Annotated in this window: 15 protein-coding genes and 1 pseudogene; 11 read left to right on the top strand and 5 right to left on the bottom strand. The window is 71.6% G+C overall.

Features of this window, described 5'->3' with window-relative positions; all coding sequences use genetic code 11:
- The first annotated feature begins 23 nt into the window (after positions 1-23).
- From G3I40_RS25495 to G3I40_RS25485, 3 genes are all read left to right on the top strand, one after another.
- Positions 24-1,388 (top strand): carotenoid oxygenase family protein, encoded by a 1,365-nt coding sequence (locus G3I40_RS25495; RefSeq protein WP_203644771.1) that lies wholly within the window; start codon positions 24-26, stop codon positions 1,386-1,388.
- 87 nt (positions 1,389-1,475) lie between these two features.
- Complete coding sequence (locus G3I40_RS25490) at positions 1,476-1,850, top strand: helix-turn-helix transcriptional regulator (protein ID WP_164304454.1); 375 nt, start codon at positions 1,476-1,478, stop codon at positions 1,848-1,850.
- Between the two features lie 10 nt (positions 1,851-1,860).
- A complete protein-coding gene (locus tag G3I40_RS25485) occupies positions 1,861-2,280 on the top strand; it encodes a VOC family protein (protein ID WP_164304451.1) in 420 nt (139 codons plus the stop codon).
- Here G3I40_RS25485 and G3I40_RS25480 read toward each other — a convergent pair.
- Both G3I40_RS25480 and G3I40_RS25475 read right to left on the bottom strand, forming a co-directional pair.
- Positions 2,258-2,575 (bottom strand): hypothetical protein, encoded by a 318-nt coding sequence (locus G3I40_RS25480; RefSeq protein ID WP_164304450.1) that lies wholly within the window; start codon positions 2,573-2,575, stop codon positions 2,258-2,260. The genes G3I40_RS25485 and G3I40_RS25480 overlap by 23 nt on opposite strands.
- Before the next feature lie 169 nt (positions 2,576-2,744).
- Positions 2,745-3,758 (bottom strand): LacI family DNA-binding transcriptional regulator, encoded by a 1,014-nt coding sequence (locus G3I40_RS25475; RefSeq protein ID WP_164304449.1) that lies wholly within the window; start codon positions 3,756-3,758, stop codon positions 2,745-2,747.
- Positions 3,759-3,950: 192 nt separating this feature from the next.
- On the opposite strand from G3I40_RS25475, the gene G3I40_RS25470 reads away from it, so the two are divergent.
- The 5 genes from G3I40_RS25470 to G3I40_RS25450 all read left to right on the top strand — a co-directional run bounded on the left by G3I40_RS25470 (position 3,951) and on the right by G3I40_RS25450 (position 10,627).
- Positions 3,951-5,777, top strand: coding sequence for a sugar-binding domain-containing protein (locus tag G3I40_RS25470; RefSeq protein WP_164304448.1), 1,827 nt, complete (start codon positions 3,951-3,953; stop codon positions 5,775-5,777).
- 79 nt (positions 5,778-5,856) lie between these two features.
- Positions 5,857-7,203, top strand: coding sequence for an extracellular solute-binding protein (locus G3I40_RS25465; protein WP_164304447.1), 1,347 nt, complete (start codon positions 5,857-5,859; stop codon positions 7,201-7,203).
- Between the two features lie 30 nt (positions 7,204-7,233).
- A complete protein-coding gene (locus G3I40_RS25460) occupies positions 7,234-8,139 on the top strand; it encodes a sugar ABC transporter permease (protein WP_164304446.1) in 906 nt (301 codons plus the stop codon).
- A 2-nt stretch (positions 8,140-8,141) separates the two neighbouring features.
- Positions 8,142-9,083: a carbohydrate ABC transporter permease gene (locus G3I40_RS25455; protein WP_164304445.1), complete on the top strand. Its 942-nt coding sequence runs from the start codon at positions 8,142-8,144 to the stop codon at positions 9,081-9,083.
- A gap of 101 nt (positions 9,084-9,184) precedes the next feature.
- Positions 9,185-10,627, top strand: coding sequence for a glycoside hydrolase family 43 protein (locus tag G3I40_RS25450; RefSeq protein WP_164304444.1), 1,443 nt, complete (start codon positions 9,185-9,187; stop codon positions 10,625-10,627).
- A gap of 349 nt (positions 10,628-10,976) precedes the next feature.
- Here the strand turns inward: G3I40_RS25450 and G3I40_RS25445 are convergent.
- Positions 10,977-11,781 (bottom strand): annotated as a pseudogene (locus tag G3I40_RS25445) (ion transporter).
- A gap of 309 nt (positions 11,782-12,090) precedes the next feature.
- Here G3I40_RS25445 and G3I40_RS25440 point away from each other — a divergent pair.
- Together G3I40_RS25440 and G3I40_RS25435 are read left to right on the top strand one after the other, a co-directional pair.
- On the top strand, positions 12,091-12,756 hold the full coding sequence (locus G3I40_RS25440) for an acyltransferase (RefSeq protein WP_164304443.1): 666 nt from the start codon (positions 12,091-12,093) through the stop codon (positions 12,754-12,756).
- A complete protein-coding gene (locus G3I40_RS25435) occupies positions 12,753-13,490 on the top strand; it encodes a GDSL-type esterase/lipase family protein (protein ID WP_164304442.1) in 738 nt (245 codons plus the stop codon). The genes G3I40_RS25440 and G3I40_RS25435 overlap by 4 nt, the downstream gene beginning before the upstream one ends.
- Here the strand turns inward: G3I40_RS25435 and G3I40_RS25430 are convergent.
- Positions 13,427-14,254: a class I SAM-dependent methyltransferase gene (locus G3I40_RS25430; protein WP_164304453.1), complete on the bottom strand. Its 828-nt coding sequence runs from the start codon at positions 14,252-14,254 to the stop codon at positions 13,427-13,429. The two genes, G3I40_RS25435 and G3I40_RS25430, sit on opposite strands and share 64 nt — an antisense overlap.
- 137 nt (positions 14,255-14,391) lie before the next feature.
- Between G3I40_RS25430 and G3I40_RS25425 the strand changes: the two genes are divergently transcribed.
- Positions 14,392-14,985, top strand: coding sequence for a TetR/AcrR family transcriptional regulator (locus G3I40_RS25425; protein ID WP_164304441.1), 594 nt, complete (start codon positions 14,392-14,394; stop codon positions 14,983-14,985).
- A gap of 243 nt (positions 14,986-15,228) precedes the next feature.
- Here G3I40_RS25425 and G3I40_RS25420 read toward each other — a convergent pair whose 3' ends face one another.
- A complete protein-coding gene (locus G3I40_RS25420) occupies positions 15,229-17,439 on the bottom strand; it encodes an MMPL family transporter (protein ID WP_164304440.1) in 2,211 nt (736 codons plus the stop codon).
- Positions 17,440-17,919 lie beyond the last annotated feature (480 nt).

Here is a 17,919-nt window from a genome sequence, read left to right as displayed (position 1 = left end):
CCGCGGCAGACGGCGAGGGGGCGCTGCCGTTCCTGGAGGGCGCCTTCGCCCCGGTCACCGAGGAGTTGACGGCCTTCGACCTGAAGGTGACGGGCCGCGTGCCCCGCGACCTCGACGGCCGCTATCTGCGCACCGGACCCAACGCCCTCGGCCTGGAGGACCCGCGGGCGCACCACTGGATGCTGGGCGACGGCATGGTGCACGGCGTGCGGCTGCGCGGCGGGCGTGCCGAGTGGTACCGCAACCGGTGGGTGCGCTCCTCGCAGGTGGCGAAGAAGCTCGGCGAGCCGTACCGGGGCGAGGCGCCGCCCGACGACTTCGCCTGCAACACGCACGTGATCCCGTACAAGGGGCGCATCCTGGCGCTGCAGGAGAGCGGACCGCTGCCCTACGAACTGGACGGCGAGCTGGCGACGGTGCGCCCCTACGACTTCCGTTCCACCCTGAGCGGCGCGTTCACCGCGCACACCAAGTACGACGCGGCGGCCGACGAACTGCACGCGGTGGCGTACTACCCGACCTGGGACCACGTGCGGCACATCATGATCGACGGGACCGGGCGGATGGTTGCCGCCCACCGCATCCCGCTGGCGGGCGCCCCGATGATGCACGACTTCGCGCTGACCGAGAAGTACGTGGTGCTCGTGGACGTGCCCCTCACCTTCGACGCGGCGGCGGCCGAGGCGGGAGCCGTCGTCCCCTACCTCTGGAACGACCGTCATCCGATGCGGGTGGGCGTCATGCCGCGGACCGGGGGCGCCACGCGCTGGTTCGAGATCGACCCGGTCTTCTACTCGCACACCCTGAACGCCTACGACCAGGGCGAGACCGTCGTCGTGGAGTACACGTCCATGCCGGCCCCGTTCTACGCGGCCGGACGCGGCAACGGCGGCCCCTCCGCGCTCGGCACGCCCACCCTCGACCGCTGGGTCGTCGACCTGCGGGCCGGCCGGGTGCGCGGCACCCGCCTGGACGACCTGCCCCAGGAGTTCCCCCGCGTCAACGAATCCCTCGTATCCCGCCGCCACCGCTACGGGTACGCGGCGAGCGCCGCCGAGATGTGGCGCGCGTACGAAACGGTCGACGGGAAGGTGCCGGACGACAAGTTCACCAACTGCCTGGTGAAGCACGACATGTTGCGCGGCAGCCGGCAGGTCCACCGCTTCCCGAAGGGCGCGGCGGCGAGCGAGCCGGTGTTCGTGCCGCGGCGCGGTGCGCGCGAGGAGGACGACGGCTACGTCCTCAGCTACGTCCATGATCCCGACCGCGGCGCGACGGACCTGGTCGTCCTCGCCGCTCAGGACTTCACGGGCCGCCCGCTGGCCCGTGTCCAGCTGCCCGGCCGGGTGCCCCTGGGCTTCCACGGCAGCTGGGTGGCCGACGCCTGAGACCCGGCCCGGCCGCTGTGGGAAAATCGTGGGGTGAAACGTCAGGAGCTCGACGACCTCGTCCGGCTGCGGCGGGCGCGCGACCGGATGGACCGCGACTACGCCGAGCCGCTCGACGTGATGGCACTGGCGCGGGAGGCGCTGATGTCCGCGGGCCACTTCTCCCGCAGCTTCCGGGCCGCCTACGGCGAGTCGCCGTACAGCTATCTCATGACCCGCCGCATCGAGCGGGCGAAGGCGCTGCTGCGGCGCGGCGACCTCACGGTGACGGACGTCTGCTTCGCGGTGGGCTGTACGTCGCTCGGCTCGTTCAGCTCGCGCTTCACCGAGCTGGTCGGCGAGACCCCGAGCAGCTACCGGGCGCGCGACCACGACGAGGCGGCGGTCATCCCGGCCTGCATCATCAAGATCCACACGAGGCCTGTCAGGAACGGAGAAGCGGGCTCCGAGCCCCGGTCGTAGGCTGCTGCACATGGACGACATCAAGCTTTCCACGTGCTTCATCGCCGTCGACGACCACGACAAGGCGATCGCCTTCTACCGCGACGTGCTGGGCCTCGAAGTGCGCAACGACGTCGGGTACGAGGGGATGCGCTGGGTGACGGTCGGCTCGCCCGCGCAGCCGGACGTCAGCATCGTGCTGGAGCCGCCGCTGGCCGATCCGAACGCGTCCGAGGCGGACCGGAAGGTCATGGCCGAGCTGCTCGCCAAGGGGCTGCTGCGCGGCGTGCTCTTCACGACGGACGACTGCGACGCCACGTTCAAGCGGATCAGCGAGGCGGGCGCCGACGTGGTCCAGGAGCCGATGGACCAGTTCTACGGGGTGCGCGACTGCTCCTTCCGCGACCCGGCGGGCAATCTGCTGCGCTTCAACCAGCCGCTCGCGCAATGATCGCCCGCGGCTGAGCCGGCCCCGTGTGCTGCGGGGCCTTGAGCCGGACCTGGGGGCCGCAGTGGTCGGGGACGAGGCCGAGCGGCCGGCCGGTGGACCGGTGAGCCGTCTTGCGGGCCAGTTCCCCGACGATGTGCGCCGCAGGCTCGATCTCCTCGCGGGGCGTGCTGTGCGACTCCGTGGGCGACACGTGGGGCGGGGCGGCGAAGGCCGCGACGGTCGGCATCGCGGTGGCGGCCAGGGCGCCGAGGACGATGAGCAGGGCACGCGGGCGGGCGGCGCGGCGCAAGGACATGGGGCCGGTCCTTCCTGAGGGTGCGAGGTCCCGCCGCGTACGGTGCGGCGGCGGGCGAGCGATGTCCCCGAAGCTACGCGGCCAAGATCAAAGCGCCCCATAGGCCCCGTAACAGGGCGTCTGCGCCTTCACGACGGAACCCCGACGCCGGGTCCGCCCCGGCCCGCGCTCAGCCGCCGCTGCTCTCCCGCACCATCAACGCGTGGCCCACGACGTGGTCCTGCAGCGGGCCGGCCGCCGGGTCCTCGACGCGGTCGAGCAGGAGCGCCACGGCGGCCCGGGCGATCTCCTTCTTGTCCGGGGACACCGTGGTCAGGCTCGGCACGCTGAACCGGGACGCCTCGATGTCGTCGAAGCCGACCACGTCCAGGTCGCCGGGGACGCGGTGGCCCGTCTCGTGCAGGGCGCGCAGGGCGCCGAGTGCCAGGTGGTCGTTGAGGCAGAGCAGGGCGTCCGGGCGCGGGTCGGCGTCCATGAGCGCGACGGCGGCGCGCGCCCCGTCCCGCCAGTGGTAGGCGTCCACCGTCACGACCAGGTCGCTCTCGAAGGGGATGCCGGCCGCCTTCAGCGCTTCCCGGTAGCCGTCGGTGCGCAGCCGGTCGGTGCCCTGGCGGCCGCGCACCGTGCCGCCGACGACGGCGATGCGGCGCCTGCCCCGGGCGAGGAGGTGGGCGGTGGCCTCGCGCGCGGCCCGTACGTTGTCGATGGCGACGTGGTCGGTGCTGCCCTCGGCGGGACGTTCACCGAGCAGGACGACCGGGAGCCGGCGGTCGCGCGTGGCGAGGTCGCGGGGGTGCAGGGCGAGCGGGCTGAGGATGACGCCGTCGGTGAACTGGGCGTCGAAGCCGTGCAGGGCGGCGAGTTCCCGCTCGCGGTCGCCGCCGGTCTGGTGCAGCAGCACCGTCTGCCCGCGCCGGTCGGCCTCGGTCATGACGTGCTTGGCCAGTTCGGAGAAGTACGCGACGTCGAGTTCGGGGACGGCCAGGGTGATCATGCCGGTGCGGCCCTGGCGGAGCTGGCGGCCGGCGATGTTGACCCGGTAGCCGAGGGCCTCGATGGCCTCGCGCACCGAGGCACGGGTCCGGTCCGAGACGTGCTCGAAGTTGTTGATGACGTTGGAGACGGTCTTGGGTGAGACCCCCGCGTACTCCGCCACGTCCTTGATCCTGGGTCTGGCCGCCACGCTGTTCTTTCCTTCCGTCTGCCGCCCGCGATCGTATCGAGCATCACGAATCGGTTGCGGGCCGGATCCTCGGCCGTCCGGGATATTTACATCGTTGTAATCGTCATGGTGCCATGGCTCCGCACCGCGTGGCTCCGCACCCCCGAACGCCACGCGGCCCGTGAGCCCCTGCGTCCCCGAGCAAGGAGCACCATGCCCGTCCCGCATTCCCAGGACCTGCCGCGGCCCGAGTACCCGCGGCCGCAGTTCGCCCGCGAGGCCTGGCTCAATCTCAACGGCGAGTGGCAGTTCGAGCTCGACCGCGCCGACACCGGCCTCGAACGGGGCCTGAACGAGCGCGAGTTGACCGGACGGATCACCGTGCCGTTCTGCCCGGAGTCGGAGCTGTCGGGGATCGGCGAGACGGACTTCCTGGAGGCGGTCTGGTACCGCCGCACCGTGACCGTGCCCGCCGGGTGGGGTGACGCCCGGGTGCTGCTGCACTTCGGGGCGGTGGACCACGACACGACCGTGTGGGCGGACGGCGTCGAGGTGGCCCGGCACCGCGGCGGCTTCACCCCGTTCACCGCCGATCTCGGTGAAGTGGCCGCGGCCGGGCGGGAGTTGACCCTGGTCGTGCGGGCCCGCGACAGCCGGCACGGGCCGCAGGCGCGCGGCAAGCAGGCCACCTGGTACGCCAACACCCACTGCCACTACACCCGCACGACCGGGATCTGGCAGACGGTGTGGCTGGAGCCGGTGCCGCAGACCGTGGCACTGCGACGTCCCCGCGTCACGCCCGATCTGGCCTCAGGCTCGTTCTTCCTGGAACTGCCGCTGAGCGGGAACGCGCCGGGACACCGGGTCCGCGCGACCCTGTCGGACGAGCACGGCGTCGTCACCGCCGCCGAGGCCCGCGCCGACCTCGACCTCACCCCCCGCCTGGCCCTCGCGGTGCCCGGCGACCGGCAGCGCGTCTGGTCGCCGCAGGACCCGCACCTGTACGACCTCACGTTCGAAGTCCTCGACGCGGCGGGCGAGTCGGTCGACCGGGTCCGCTCCTACGCGGGGCTGCGCTCCGTCTCCGTCGACGGCAAGAGGCTGCTCCTGAACGGCGCGCCCGTCTTCCAGCGCCTGGTGCTCGACCAGGGCTACTACCCGGACGGCCTGATGACCGCGCCGAGCGACGCCGCCCTCGTGCGCGACATCGAACTCGGCCTCGCCGCCGGCTTCAACGGGGCGCGGCTGCACCAGAAGGTCTTCGAGGAGCGGTACCTGTACCACGCGGACCGGCTCGGCTACCTGGTGTGGGGCGAGTTCGGCGACTGGGGCTGCGAGGTGGGCGCCCGCGACGACAACCAGCGCCCGGACGCGTCGTACGTGGCGCAGTGGCTGGAGGCCGTGGAGCGGGACTACTCCCACCCCTCGATCGTCGGCTGGTGCCCGCTGAACGAGACGTACCAGCACTTGCACGACCGGATCACCCAGCTCGACGACGTGACGCGGGCGATGTTCCTGGCCACGAAGCAGGCCGACGGCACGCGCCCGGTGATCGACGCGTCCGGCTACGCGCACCGGGTCCCGGAGACCGACGTCTACGACGCGCACTGCTACGAGCAGGACCCGGACGCGTTCGCCAAGATCATGAACGGCCTCGCGGCAGGCAGGCCGTACGTCAACGCCGGACCCGACGGGCGCCCCTGGTCCGTGCCCTACCGCGGACAGCCGTACTTCTGCAGCGAGTTCGGCGGCATCTGGTGGGACGCCGCCGCGGCGGCCGAGGCCGCGGGCAACGAGAGCGACGCCTCCTGGGGGTACGGCGAACGGCCCCGCACCGCCGAGGAGTTCGTGGCGCGCTTCACCGGCCTGACGGGCGTACTTCTCGCCGACCCGGACATGTTCGGCTACTGCTACACGCAGCTCACGGACGTCTTCCAGGAGCGCAACGGCGTGTACCGCTTCGACCGCGAGGCGAAGGTCGACACCGCGCTGCTGCGGGCCGCGCAGCAGCGCCCCGCGGCCTTCGAGCGCACGCGTTAGCCCTGTTCCGTCCTGAGCCCTGTCCGTGACGTACATCGATGTAACACCGGGTGCCGACGGCGCCCGGGGAAGGAGCCCGATGACCGGCACACCCGCCTCACCCGTCGGTCGCCCCGCCCTCACCAGGCGACGCGCGCTGACGGCCGCGTTCGCCACCGGGGCCACGGCCCTCGGCGCCGGGGCGCTCAGCGGCTGCGGCAGCGCGCTGGCGGCAAACGAGTCGACCGTCCGTCTGTGGGACCTGTTCAGCGGGGCCGACGGCGGCCTGCTCAACGACATGGTGCGCAAGGCCCGGCCCGACATGCCCGGCACCCGCATCGAGCGCACCGTCCTGGAGTGGGGCACTCCGTACTACACGAAGCTCGCCATGGCCTCGGCCGGCGGCCGCGGCCCGGACGTCGCCGTCGCCCACATGTCCCGCCTGGCCGGATACGCGCCGAGCGGCCTGGTCGACCCGTGGGACATGGACCTGCTGGCCGAATTCGGCGTCCGGCGCGAGGACTTCGCGGACGCGGTGTGGTCGCGCACGCAGTACGACGGCAAGACGTACGCGATCCCCCTGGACACCCACCCGTTCATCGTGTTCTTCCACCCGGAGCCGATGAAGAAGGCCGGGCTGCTCACGAAGGACGGCACGCTCGACGCGGACGCCTTCTCCTCGCCCGACCGGTTCCTCGCGGCGGGCAAGGAGCTCGCGAAGGCGTCCGGGAAGCAGGGCATCGCCTTCGGGTACGCCACCGACACCGCGCAGGGCTGGCGGCTCTTCTACGGCCTGTACCGGCAGACGGGCGGCGCGTTCACACTGCCCGCGGGCGGTCCGGCCGAGGTGGACCTGGACCGGATGGCCGAGGTCATCGCGTTCATGGCCAAGGTGGTCGACGGCCGCGTGAACCCGAAGCGGCTGGACTACAACGCGGGCCTCGCCTCCTTCACCAACGGGCAGACCGCGATGATCCTGTCGGGCGAGTGGGAGCTCGGCACGTACCGGGCCGCCGACAAGCACGTGGGCGCGGCCCCCTTCCCGACCGTCTTCGGCACGCCCGCCGTCTACGCCGACTCGCACTCGTTCGTCCTCCCGCACCGCGACCACCCCGACGAGGAGCACCGCCGCCGCACGCACCGCACGGTCGCGGCCCTCCTCAAGGCCGGGCAGATCTGGGCGACCGCGGGCCACATCCCCGCGTACGAGCCGATCACCCGCACCAAGGAGTACGCCGCGCTGCTGCCGCAGGCGCACTACAAGGCGGCCGCCGCCGAGGTCGTGCTCGACCCCGCCGTATGGTTCGCCGGCGCGGGCTCCGACTTCCAGAACGCCATGTCACAGGTGCTCCAGCAGGCCCTGCTCGACGGTCTCGCCCCGGACCGCGCCGCGCGCGCGATGGTGCGCCGCATCAACACCTTCCTCGCCAAGCCCAGCCCGGCCTGACCGGCCGCGCACCCACCAGGAGGCACAACGATGTCCTCTCCCCACGCCCCGACCCGGCCGGGGACGCCCGCGGTGCGGCGGCTGCTGTCGCCCGGGCTGCTCTTCGCGCTGCCCTTCCTCGTCCTGTTCGCGCTGTTCATGCTGTGGCCGCTGGGCCAGGGCCTGTGGATGAGCCTCACGGACCGGGCCCTGTCGGCGCACGCCCCGTCGTTCGTCGGCGTCGACAACTTCACCGAGGCGTTCCGGGACGCGGAGATGTGGCGGGCCCTCGGCCACACCGCGTTCTTCACCGCCATCTCGACGGTGCCGCTCGTCGTGGTGGCGCTCGGCATGGCGCTGCTCGTGCACACCGGACTGCCCGGCCAGTGGGTGTGGCGCCTCGCGTTCTTCGCGCCCTACCTGCTGCCCGTCGGCGTGGTCGGTCTGCTGTGGCTGTGGCTGTACCAGCCCGACCTCGGCCTGTACAACCACCTGCTCGACAAGCTCGGCCTCACCCAACTCGCCTGGCTCAGCGACGAGTCGGTGGCCATGTGGGCGGTCGCGCTGACGACCCTGTGGTGGACGGTCGGCTTCAACTTCCTGCTCTACCTGGCCGCGCTGCAGTCGATCCCCGACCACCTGTACGAGGCCGCGGCGATCGACGGCGCCGGCGCGTGGCGGCGCATGTGGTCGATCACCCTGCCGCAGCTGCACCGCATCACCCTGGTCATCACCGTGCTGCAGGTCCTGGCGTCCCTGAAGGTCTTCGACCAGGTGTACCTGCTCACCAAGGGCGGCCCGAACAACTCGACCCGGCCCGTAGTCGAGTACGTCTACGACGTCGGTTTCACCGGGTACCGGCTCGGCTACGCCTCGGCGATCAGCTACATCTTCTTCGCCCTCGTCCTGCTCGCCTCCGCCGCCCAGTTCGCGGCGCTCCGCCGCCGGGAGAAGTGACCATGACCGCCACCGACGCCCCCGTCAAGACCGCGCCGACTCCTCAAGTGCGCCGCCCCATCCGCCCGTTGAGGCCGTCCCGGCCGCCCGTCCGGTCCCGTACGAACCTGACGCTCGGCGAGAGCCGCACGGCCCGGGTGCTCGCCCTCGCCGTGCTCGCCGTCGCCGCCCTGTTGTGGCTGCTGCCCATGGCGTGGGCGGTCCTGACGGCCTTCAAGTCCGAGCAGGACGCGAGCGATCCGCTGCACTGGGTGTGGCCGAAGCACGGGTTCACCCTGGACGGGTTCAGCGCGGTGTGGGAGCGCGGCGACCTGCCGCTGTGGATGCTCAACAGCCTGTTCATCTCGGCGGCCGTCACCGTGCTCACGGTGCTGGTCTCCGCCATGGCCGGATACGCGTTCTCGCGCACGCTCTTCGCCGGCCGCCGGGGCCTGTTCGTCCTCACCGTCGCGGCGGTTCTCGTACCGCCGCAGATCCTGATCGTGCCCTGGTTCCAGCAGATGCTGACGCTGCACCTGCTGGACACGTACGCGGCGGTGATCCTGCCGCAGACGGTCGCGCCGGTGATGGTGTTCATCCTGAAGAAGCACTTCGACTCGCTGCCCAAGGAGTTGGAGGAGGCGGCACGCATCGACGGGGCCGGTCACTGGCGGATCTTCTGGTCGGTGCTGCTGCCGCTGTCCCGGCCGATGCTCGCCGCCGTCGCGATCTTCGTGTTCATCGGGGCGTGGAACAACTTCCTGTGGCCGTTCGTGTCGACCTCGGACCCCTCGCTCATGACGCTGCCGGTCGGGATCACCTCGGTGAAGGACGCGTACGGGGTCCAGTACGCGCAGTCGATGGCGTCGGCCGTGCTGGCCGCACTGCCGCTCGTGGTGGTGTTCGTGTTCTTCCAGCGGCACATCGTGAAGTCCGTGGCGACCACCGGTCTCGGCGGCCAGTGAGGACGCGCCAACACGCCCGCACACACGCCCCGTTGACACTCCTCCACCTCTTCCCTACCGTCCAGAAGCCGTGAGACTTACATCGATGTAAGGAGCCGTTCATGCGCATCCGGCCCCGTACCGCTCTGGTCGCAGCCCTTCTGACCCTGCTCGTCGGCCTGGTCTGCGCACCGCAGGCCACGGCGGCCGGACCCGCCGAGGCCTCCGCCGCCGCGGGCACCTTCCGCAATCCGCTCAACACGGGCCCCGATCCGTTCCTGGCCTACGCGAACGGGAACTACCACCTCACCACCACCCAGGGCGACAGCATCAAGATGTGGCGCTCGCCGTCGCTCGGGACGCTGCTCGACGCCGACCCGATCACGGTGTGGACCGACACCGACGCCTCCCGCAACCAGCACATCTGGGCGCCGGAGTTCTACCGCTTCGGCGAGCGCTGGTACCTCTACTACACCGCGGACGACGGCACGGACGACCATCACCGGCTGTACGTCCTGGAGTCCGAGCGCGACGACCCGGCCGGCCCGTACCACTTCAAGGCCGAGCTGGCCCCGCCCAACCACGCCGATGACTTCGCCATCGACCCGGGCATCCTCCAGCACGACGGAAAGCTGTACCTCGCCTACAGCGGCATCAACCCGTACCAGCACAACGGCCTGAACATCGCGCCGATGGCGAACCCGTACACCGTCTCCGGCGACGCGGTCGCGATCGACGCGGCCGGGGGCTGCCCCGAGGTCCGCGAGGGCCCGGAGTTCCTGAACCGCAACGGCCGTACGTGGATGACGTACTCGACCTGCGACACGGGCAAGCCCGACTACCAGGTGTGGATGAAGTCGCTGCCCGACGGCGCCGACCCGCTCGTACCCGGCAACTGGACGGCGGCCCCGGGACCGGTCTTCTCCCGCGCCGACGACCACGGCGTGTTCGGCCCGGGGCACCACGCCTTCTTCAAGTCCCCCGACGGCACGCAGGACTGGCTGATCTACCACGCCAAGACCACGTCGACGAACACGTACACCAACCGCACGACGCGCGCCCAGAAGATCAGCTGGAACGCGGACGGCAGCCCGAACCTCGGCGTCCCGCTCGCCATGGGCGCGACGCAGGACCTGCCGTCGGGCGACCCGGGGTCCGGCAACTACTGGATCAACGACGACGGCCGCTCCAGCGGCGCCGGCACCGTCGCGTACACCGGCACGTGGAACTCCGGTACGGGCTGCGCCACGCAGTGTTTCTGGAGCGACGACCACTGGAGCGACCAGGCGGGGAACACGGCGACGTACACCTTCACGGGCACCCGCATCGCCCTGCTGTCCGTGCAGGACACCGGCAACGGCATCGCGGCGATCAGCGTGGACGGCGGCCCGGAGCAGCGCGTCGACTACTACGACGCGATCCGCACCGGCGAGACGCTCCAGTACCTCAGCCCGCGCCTGCCGCTCGGCCCACACACCCTGAAGGTCCGGGTGACGGGCGAGCGGAACGGCTCGTCCGGGGCGTCGTTCGTGAGCGTCGACCGCGCCGAGGTGTACACGGACTGACGCACGCCGCCCGGACGCTCAGCACCTCGGGCCCGACGGCCGGGGACTTCGGGGACGTGGTCGCCGCCTGCGACTCCTGCTTCCGCACGACCATGGACGACGCAGAGGTCACGGTGCACGTCGCCCGGCGACTCGGCCCGAGGCGCGCGCACGACGTTGTCGATGGCCGGGACCGAGGACGTCGAGGCCGGGGACCTCGTCCTCGGCCTGGCGGCGCCAAGGCCATCGACACCCTGGTCAGGCTGAGCGGCAAGAGGCTCCAGGACGTCACGAAAGGTGCCGTCGAGCCGTCCGCGGCGGACAGGTCCCGGGCCGCCGGCCGTCGCGACGACGAGGACGGGGCGAGTGCCTAGATCCTCTCGGGGCTGTGCTGGGCCGGGACGTCGAGCAGGAGTTGTTCCGCGGAGTCCAGGGCCCGGCGTGCCGCGCCGATCCGTTCGCGGAGGTCCGCCGCGTGGGCGCTCTGCGCGAGGGGCGGGCCGGGGGGGCGGCGTCTGCTCCTTCGCCACGCGCTTGTCGCTTTCGCGGGCTTCCTCCATGGAGTTGATGACCACGCCGATCAGCATGTTGACCAGGATGAAGGAGGTGAGCAGGACGTAGGAGGCGTAGAAGACGAGGGACCAGGGGGAGATGGTCAGGCCGGTGTGGATGGCGTCGCCGAGGCCGTCGAGGGTCATGAGGATGAACAGGGTGACGGCCGCCCGGCCGATGGATCCGTAGTGTGCGGGGTCGGTCGTCGCGAAGCAGAGCCAGCCGACCATCGCGTACACGTACAGCAGCAGCGTGCCGACCATGAGGAAGCTCGCGGTGCCGGGGGCGCTCTTTCCCAGCGCGGTGACGATGACCCGTAGTTGGGGCAGGAACCGGGCGGTGCGCAGGACGCGGAACAGGCGCAGCAGGCGGAGCAGCGTGGTGTTGTCCCCGAGTACCGGGAGAAACGCGCCGAGGACCACGACGGCGTCGAAGATGTTCCACGGATTGCGGAAGAACTCGCTGGGCCGGTTGGCGTGCGCCAGTGCCCGCAGGGCGACTTCTACGGTGAAGAACGCCAGGAAGCCGCTTTCCAGGTGTCCCAGGAGCGCATGCTGCCGGGCGGCCAGACCGGGATAGGTCTCCAGCCCGAGCAGCACCGCGTTCCCCAGGATGGCGGACATGGCGACCGCCCCGAAGGCCCGTGACTCGGTCAGTCTGCGGGCCAGGCGTGCGCTCTTCATGCGACTCCTCAACTGCCTTTTTCGGTACGTGATCCCGATATTCGACATGCCACTGTCCGGCCTGGCCAGCGGCCACACTCCCGGTTCCGCTTTCTCTACCGGAAGGGGGGTGATCCGCATGGGTGTGCGATGCGGGGCCGGCGGAGTGTGCGCGGTCGTACGCCGTCGGAGTGCCGCTGCCTCCCTACGCGTCCCCCACATGGCCTCAGGCCGTGCTTGTGCGGTGATCGATACGGAGATCCGTGAGGCATGAGCGTCAGGAGTCGTTCCGCGGACTGGCTGCAGCGCCTCGCGTGCGGGGCGGTGCAGCGGGCCTGGGCTCTGGCCGAGGAGTACGGCCGGGTGTCGGCCGCGCGCCCCGGCCGGCTGCGGTTCGCGAGGATCGGTGACGGCGTGTGCATCGCCTTTCCCCCGGGTGCGATCTTCGGTGAGGAGTACATCGAGATCGGCGCGGGGACGCTCGTGGCGGCGCAGGTCAGCATCTCCGCCGGGTTCCTGCCCGGCCAGGACCTGGGCGCCGCACCGGTCGTCACGATCGGCAGCCGGTGCTCGATCGGCCGGGGCAGCCACATCGTCGGGCACCGGTCGATCGCCGTCGGCGACGACGTGTTCATCGCGCCTTACGTGTACGTCACCGACCAGAACCACTCCTACGACACCCCGCGGGAGCCCATCGGCCGTCAGCCGCCGGTGAACAGGCCCGTGGTGATCGGTGACGGCTGCTGGCTCGGCACGGGCGCGATCGTGCTGCCCGGCACCCGCCTCGGCCGGAACGTGACGGTCGCGGGCGGCGCGGTCGTGCGCGGCGAGTTCCCCGACCACTGCGTCATCGCGGGCGTGCCCGCCCGCATCGTCCGACGGTACGTCCCCGACCGGGGCTGGTTGCCCGGTCCCTCGACACAGGAGAAGACATGAAGAAGGCGCCCGAGGGCGACATCCCCATCATGATCGTCGGCGACTCGATCAGCCACGGCAGCAGCGGCGACTGGACCTGGCGCTACTTCTTCTGGAAACACCTGAGGAACCACGACGTCAGCATCGACCTCGTCGGCCCCAAGGCGACCCTCGACAACATCCGCACCGCCGAGGTGGGTGACGACGACGAGACGTACGCCGACGCGGAGTTCGACCGCGACCACGACGCCCAGTGGGGCCGGCCCTACGTCCAGGAGAAGGAGGAGATCGAGGCGAAGGTCGCCGAGTACGAGCCCGCGTACCTGCTCGTCCTGCTCGGCATCAACGACCTCTTCTGGTACGGCGTCGAGCCGCCCGCGTTCGCCGAGAACCTGCGCGAGTTCCTCACCCGGGCCCGCCGGCCGGCACCGGACCTGCGCATCGCGGTCGGCACCGTCCTGGAGACCCGAAAGGCCCTGGACGAACCGGAGTTCGCCGCGAAGGTCGCGGCGACCAACGAGCAGATCCGGCTCGTCTGCGCGGAACACGCGGCGGTCGTCGCGGAGACCGCCCGGGAGTTCCGGGCCGCCGAGCACACCTGGGACGGAACGCACCCGAACCCGAACGGCGAGGTGCGCATCGCGGCGGCCTTCGCCGATCTGCTGGCCGACACCTACGGGCTCGGCGCCCGCTACCCCCGCCCGTATCCGGTGCTCGACGGGGTCGACCCCCGGGCCAAACAGCCGCTCGACTGAGGTCGGTTCCCGCCCGGGCGCACCGCGGTGACCACCGTCGCGGTGTACGGCATCGTGAAGGAACCGCCCCGCGCGTCGATGACCGCACCGGTCCGCGCGAGCAGGTCCGCCGTCTGCTCCGGCGTGTACAGGCCCGCTTCCCCGCTGGTGCGCATCTGCTCCAGCCACTCGTCGCGGCCGTAGGTGCGCTCCCAGTCGAAGCGCCAGCGCTCCGGTTCGCCGAACGCGCCCGCGCCGCGCAGCCCGTCCGCGACCTTGTCGAAGACACCCCCGTACGCCTCCAGGGTGGGCCGCGCCCAGGGGTTGCGGGGTGCGTCGGGCAGGGCGTGCCGGTGGGCGTCGAAGAAGTCGGCGGCCAGGTCGGGCGCGGGACGGAACACGTTCCAGAAGAGCGCGAGCCGGCCGCCGGGGCGCAGCACGGCGGCGGCCTTGGCGGCGCCCGCCGCCGGGTCGATCCAGTGCCAAGTCTGCCCGGCGACGACCGCGTCGAAGGTGCGGCCCGCCGCGTCCCAGGTCTCGAAGGCGCCCACCTCGACGGCGAGTCCCTGCTCCCTCGCGAACGCGGCCATGCGCGCGTCGACGTCGACGCCGAGGACGGTGCAGCCCGCTGCCCGGAACTGGCGGGAGGCGATGCCGGTGCCGCAGCCGACGTCGAGGACGTCGGGCCCGGGGGCCCCGGCCGCGATGCGCCGCACCATGGCGTCGGGGTAGCGCGGGCGGGTCCGGTCGTAGCGTGCGGGGTCGGTGCCGAACGACTCGGCCATGTCCCTGGCCCTGTGCGGCTCGTTCGTCGGCTCGGGCGGGTGTTCCTGCGCGCGAGTGGGCATGCGCCCACTCTAGTGGGCACCTGCCCACTCGTCTACGGTTGCCGCAGTTCCGCCGAGTTCGAGGAGAGACACGGGTGCCCACCGGTGTGGCCATACGCGATGTGCGCAGCCAGCTGTTCGACGCCGCCGAGCGGGTGCTGCTGCGCGACGGCGCGGCCGCGCTGACCAGCCGGGCGGTCACCACCGAGGCGGGCTGCGCCAAGGGCGTGCTGCACCGGCACTTCGCCGACTTCGACGCCTTCCTTGCGGAGCTCGTCCTGGACCGCGTCGGGCGGGTGGCCGAGCGCGCCGACGCCCTGCGCGCCGTCGCGGGGAGCGGCTCCGTCGTCGGGCACCTCACGCGCGCGCTCACCGATCTGTTCACCCCGGTCGCCGTGGCGATGGTCGGCCTCATCACGTTCCGGGACGGGCTGCGCGCCCGGCTGCGTGCGGCGGGACAGCGCGGCATCCCGGTCCTCACCCAGGCCACCGCGATGATCGTCGAGTACCTGGGCGCGGAGCGGGAGTCGGGCCGGATCGCGGCCGACGCCGACGTCGACACCCTGGCCCTCTCCCTCATCGGCACGGGGCACCTGCTGTTCGCGGGCGACGACGGCACCCCCCGGGCGCAGGCCGTGCGCAGGATCGTCGCGTCCGTCGTGTCCGGGGCGCTGACCGAGCCGGAGTGACCCGCCGCCCTCTCGGGGCACAGGTGCCCGAGGGGCGCGTCACCTCCCGTCACGCCGGGCAAGGACACGGCGGTGGGAGTCCGTGGACATGCCACCGCGACCGGCTGTACGCGCACGTCCGGACAGCGGTCGCGGACCTGTGCGCGCGTGTTCACCGCGGCCGCCGCCGACACCGGGCGGCCAACGGCGGCGGGCCCGCCCCGGTGACCGGAGCGGGCCCGCGTGCAACGGGTGGAGCCGGACTCAGCCGCGTACGGACTCCAGCTCGCGCTCGTCCTCGACGGGCCGGGGCGCGGACAGGTCCTGCTGCAGCTTCTCGCCCTCGACATCGACGTTCGGCAGCACCTTGTCCAGCCAGCGGGGCAGCCACCAGGCCGACTTGCCGAGCAGCGCCATGACCGCGGGCACGATCGCCATGCGGACCACGAAGGCGTCGAAGAGGACCGCGATGGCCAGGCCGAAGCCCATCATCTTGATCATGGAGTTGTCCTCCATGATGAAGCCGGAGAAGACGCTGATCATGATGATCGCGGCGGCGCCGACGACCCGGCCGCCGTGCCGGAACCCGGTCACGATGGCCTCGCCGGGCCGCGCACCGTGGACGTACGCCTCGCGCATCCGGGTCACGAGGAACACCTCGTAGTCCATCGCCAGGCCGAAGACCACGCCGATCATGAAGATCGGCATCATCGACATGATGGGACCCGGCTGTTCGACGCCCATGATGTCGGCGAGCCAGCCCCACTGGAAGACCGCGACCACGGCGCCGAGCGCCGCCGCGACGGACAGCAGGAAGCCGAGCGCCGCCTTCAGCGGGACGAGGATCGAGCGGAACACCAGCATCAGGAGCAGGAACGCCAGACCGACGACCAGCAGGAGGTACGGCACGAGCGCGTCGTTCAGGGTCTGCGAGAAGTCGATCGTCATGGCCGTCTGGCCGGTGACGAGGACGTCGGAGGAGGTGTCCGCCTCCCAGCCCTTGGCCTCGCCGCGGATCGTCTTGACCAGTTCCTCGGTCTTGTGGTCGCTGGGGCCCGTGCTCGGGACGACCGACATGATGGCGGTGTCCCCGGCCTTGTTGACCTGCGGCGGGGCGACCGCGGCGACCCCGTCGACCTTGGCGAGCGAGGCGCTCACCGACTTGGCCGCACCGGCCGCGTCCTTGCCGTCGACCGTGATCATCAGCGGGCCGTTGAAGCCCGCGCCGAACGACTCGGACAGCATGTCGTACGCCTTGCGCTGCGTGCTGTCGGGGGCCGACGTGCCTTCGTCGGGCAGGCCGAGTTCGAGACTGGCGGCGGGCACCGCGATCGCGCCGAGTCCGAGGACACCGACGACCAGGACGGCGAGCGGGCGGCGCAGGACGAGACGGGACCAGCGGGTGCCCAGGTTCGGCTTGCCGGCCTTGGCGCCCTGCGCGGGGACGGCGGCCTTGCGGTCCTTGCGGCGCAGCGCCTTCTTGCCGGCGAAGCCGAGCAGCGCCGGGATCATGGTGAGCGCGATCAGGACGGCGACGGCGACGGTACCGGCCGCGGCCAGACCCATCTTCGTCAGCATCGGGATGTTCACGACGGCCAGGCCCGAGAGGGCGACCACCACCGTCAGACCGGCGAAGACGACCGCGGAGCCCGCCGTGCCGACCGCGCGGCCCGCCGCGTCCTCGCCCTGCCTGCCCTCGGCTATCTCCGCGCGGAAGCGGGAGACGATGAACAGGGCGTAGTCGATGCCGACGGCGAGACCGATCATCGACGCCAGCGTGGAGGTGGTGCTGGACAGGTTCAGCGCGCTGCCGAGCGCCGCGATGCCGGAGACGCCGATGCCGACGCCGATGATGGCGGTCAGCAGCGGCATGCCCGCGGCGACCAGCGAACCGAAGGTGACGAGCAGGACGACCGCGGAGATCGCGATGCCGATGAGCTCGGCGCTGCCGCCCATCTCCTGGTCCGCCTCGACGGCGTCGCCGCCCATCTCCACGGTGAAGCCCTCGGCGCGGGCGTCGTCGGTGGCCTTCGTCAGGGCGTCGTGCGCCGCGTCGGTCAGCTCGGTCCCGGCGACCTTGTACGTGACGGAGGCGTAGGCGGTGGAGCCGTCCTTGCTGACGGCGTTCGCCTTGAACGGGTCGGCGACCGAGGTGACCTGCGGGCCCTTGCCCAGCGCGGTCACCAGGTTCTCGACGTCCTTCTTGGCCGCCGGGTCGGTCAGCTTCTCGTTCTGGGGGGCCCGGATGACGACGCGGGCCGTCGCGCCCTCGGCGCTCGCCGCGGGGAACTTCTTGTCGAGCAGGTCGAAGGCCTTCTGCGACTCGGTGCCCGGCATCGAGAACGAGTCGGCGGGCGGGGCCGGCGCGGCCGACGACGCGAAGCCGATCCCGCCGAGCAGCAGCACCCACAGCAGGGCCACATAGCGGCGGCGCCTGAAGGACAGCCGCCCGAGTTTGTACAGGAACGTAGCCACGGCGAAAGGGACTCCCGTCGGGGTCGTGGGCAGGTGCGACCGCCCGGCGGTGCGTCATCGCACGTCAGGGGGTGGCAGGATCGTTCCTCTATCGTCGCCGCCGCCAGCGGCCCCCGGGTAAGCCTCTGAGCCGGACTCCGGACCCACGCCCGCGGTAGTCGTACGCGGCGCGTGTCCTCCCCGGGGATGACCCGTGGGCAATCCGTGTAGACCCCACGGTGCAGCCGCGTGACCTGCGTCACCGCGGGAAGCGCAGCTTCCGGAGGACCGCACCTGAGCATGCCCTTTGAATGCGGCCATTATTGTTGACAATCTAGTTGACGCTTGATGCGGTGGCCGTGGGGCAGCCCCATGCGCCCCACAAATCACAGGAGTTGATGTGAAGCATCGGGCCATCAAGCGCAGGAACGTCGTGATCGGAATCGGCGCGACCGCGGGCGCCGCCGCGGTCGGCGGCACCGCCCTCAGCGCACAGGCAGC

The sequence above is a fragment of the Streptomyces sp. SID14478 genome, assembly GCF_010548525.1.
GTDB lineage: Bacteria > Actinomycetota > Actinomycetes > Streptomycetales > Streptomycetaceae > Streptomyces.
Note: the sequence above shows the minus strand (reverse complement) of the source record. Positions and strands in the feature narration are given on the sequence as shown.

Coding starts and splice junctions, on each gene's coding strand:
- G3I40_RS25450 (WP_164304444.1), top strand. CDS start 9,185: ATGCGCATCCGGCCCCGTACCGCTCTGGTCGCAGCCCTTCTGACCCTG.
- G3I40_RS25465 (WP_164304447.1), top strand. CDS start 5,857: ATGACCGGCACACCCGCCTCACCCGTCGGTCGCCCCGCCCTCACCAGG.
- G3I40_RS25490 (WP_164304454.1), top strand. CDS start 1,476: ATGGACCGCGACTACGCCGAGCCGCTCGACGTGATGGCACTGGCGCGG.
- G3I40_RS25440 (WP_164304443.1), top strand. CDS start 12,091: ATGAGCGTCAGGAGTCGTTCCGCGGACTGGCTGCAGCGCCTCGCGTGC.
- G3I40_RS25430 (WP_164304453.1), bottom strand. CDS start 14,254: ATGGCCGAGTCGTTCGGCACCGACCCCGCACGCTACGACCGGACCCGC.
- G3I40_RS25435 (WP_164304442.1), top strand. CDS start 12,753: ATGAAGAAGGCGCCCGAGGGCGACATCCCCATCATGATCGTCGGCGAC.
- G3I40_RS25460 (WP_164304446.1), top strand. CDS start 7,234: ATGTCCTCTCCCCACGCCCCGACCCGGCCGGGGACGCCCGCGGTGCGG.
- G3I40_RS25470 (WP_164304448.1), top strand. CDS start 3,951: ATGCCCGTCCCGCATTCCCAGGACCTGCCGCGGCCCGAGTACCCGCGG.
- G3I40_RS25480 (WP_164304450.1), bottom strand. CDS start 2,575: ATGTCCTTGCGCCGCGCCGCCCGCCCGCGTGCCCTGCTCATCGTCCTC.
- G3I40_RS25485 (WP_164304451.1), top strand. CDS start 1,861: ATGGACGACATCAAGCTTTCCACGTGCTTCATCGCCGTCGACGACCAC.
- G3I40_RS25455 (WP_164304445.1), top strand. CDS start 8,142: ATGACCGCCACCGACGCCCCCGTCAAGACCGCGCCGACTCCTCAAGTG.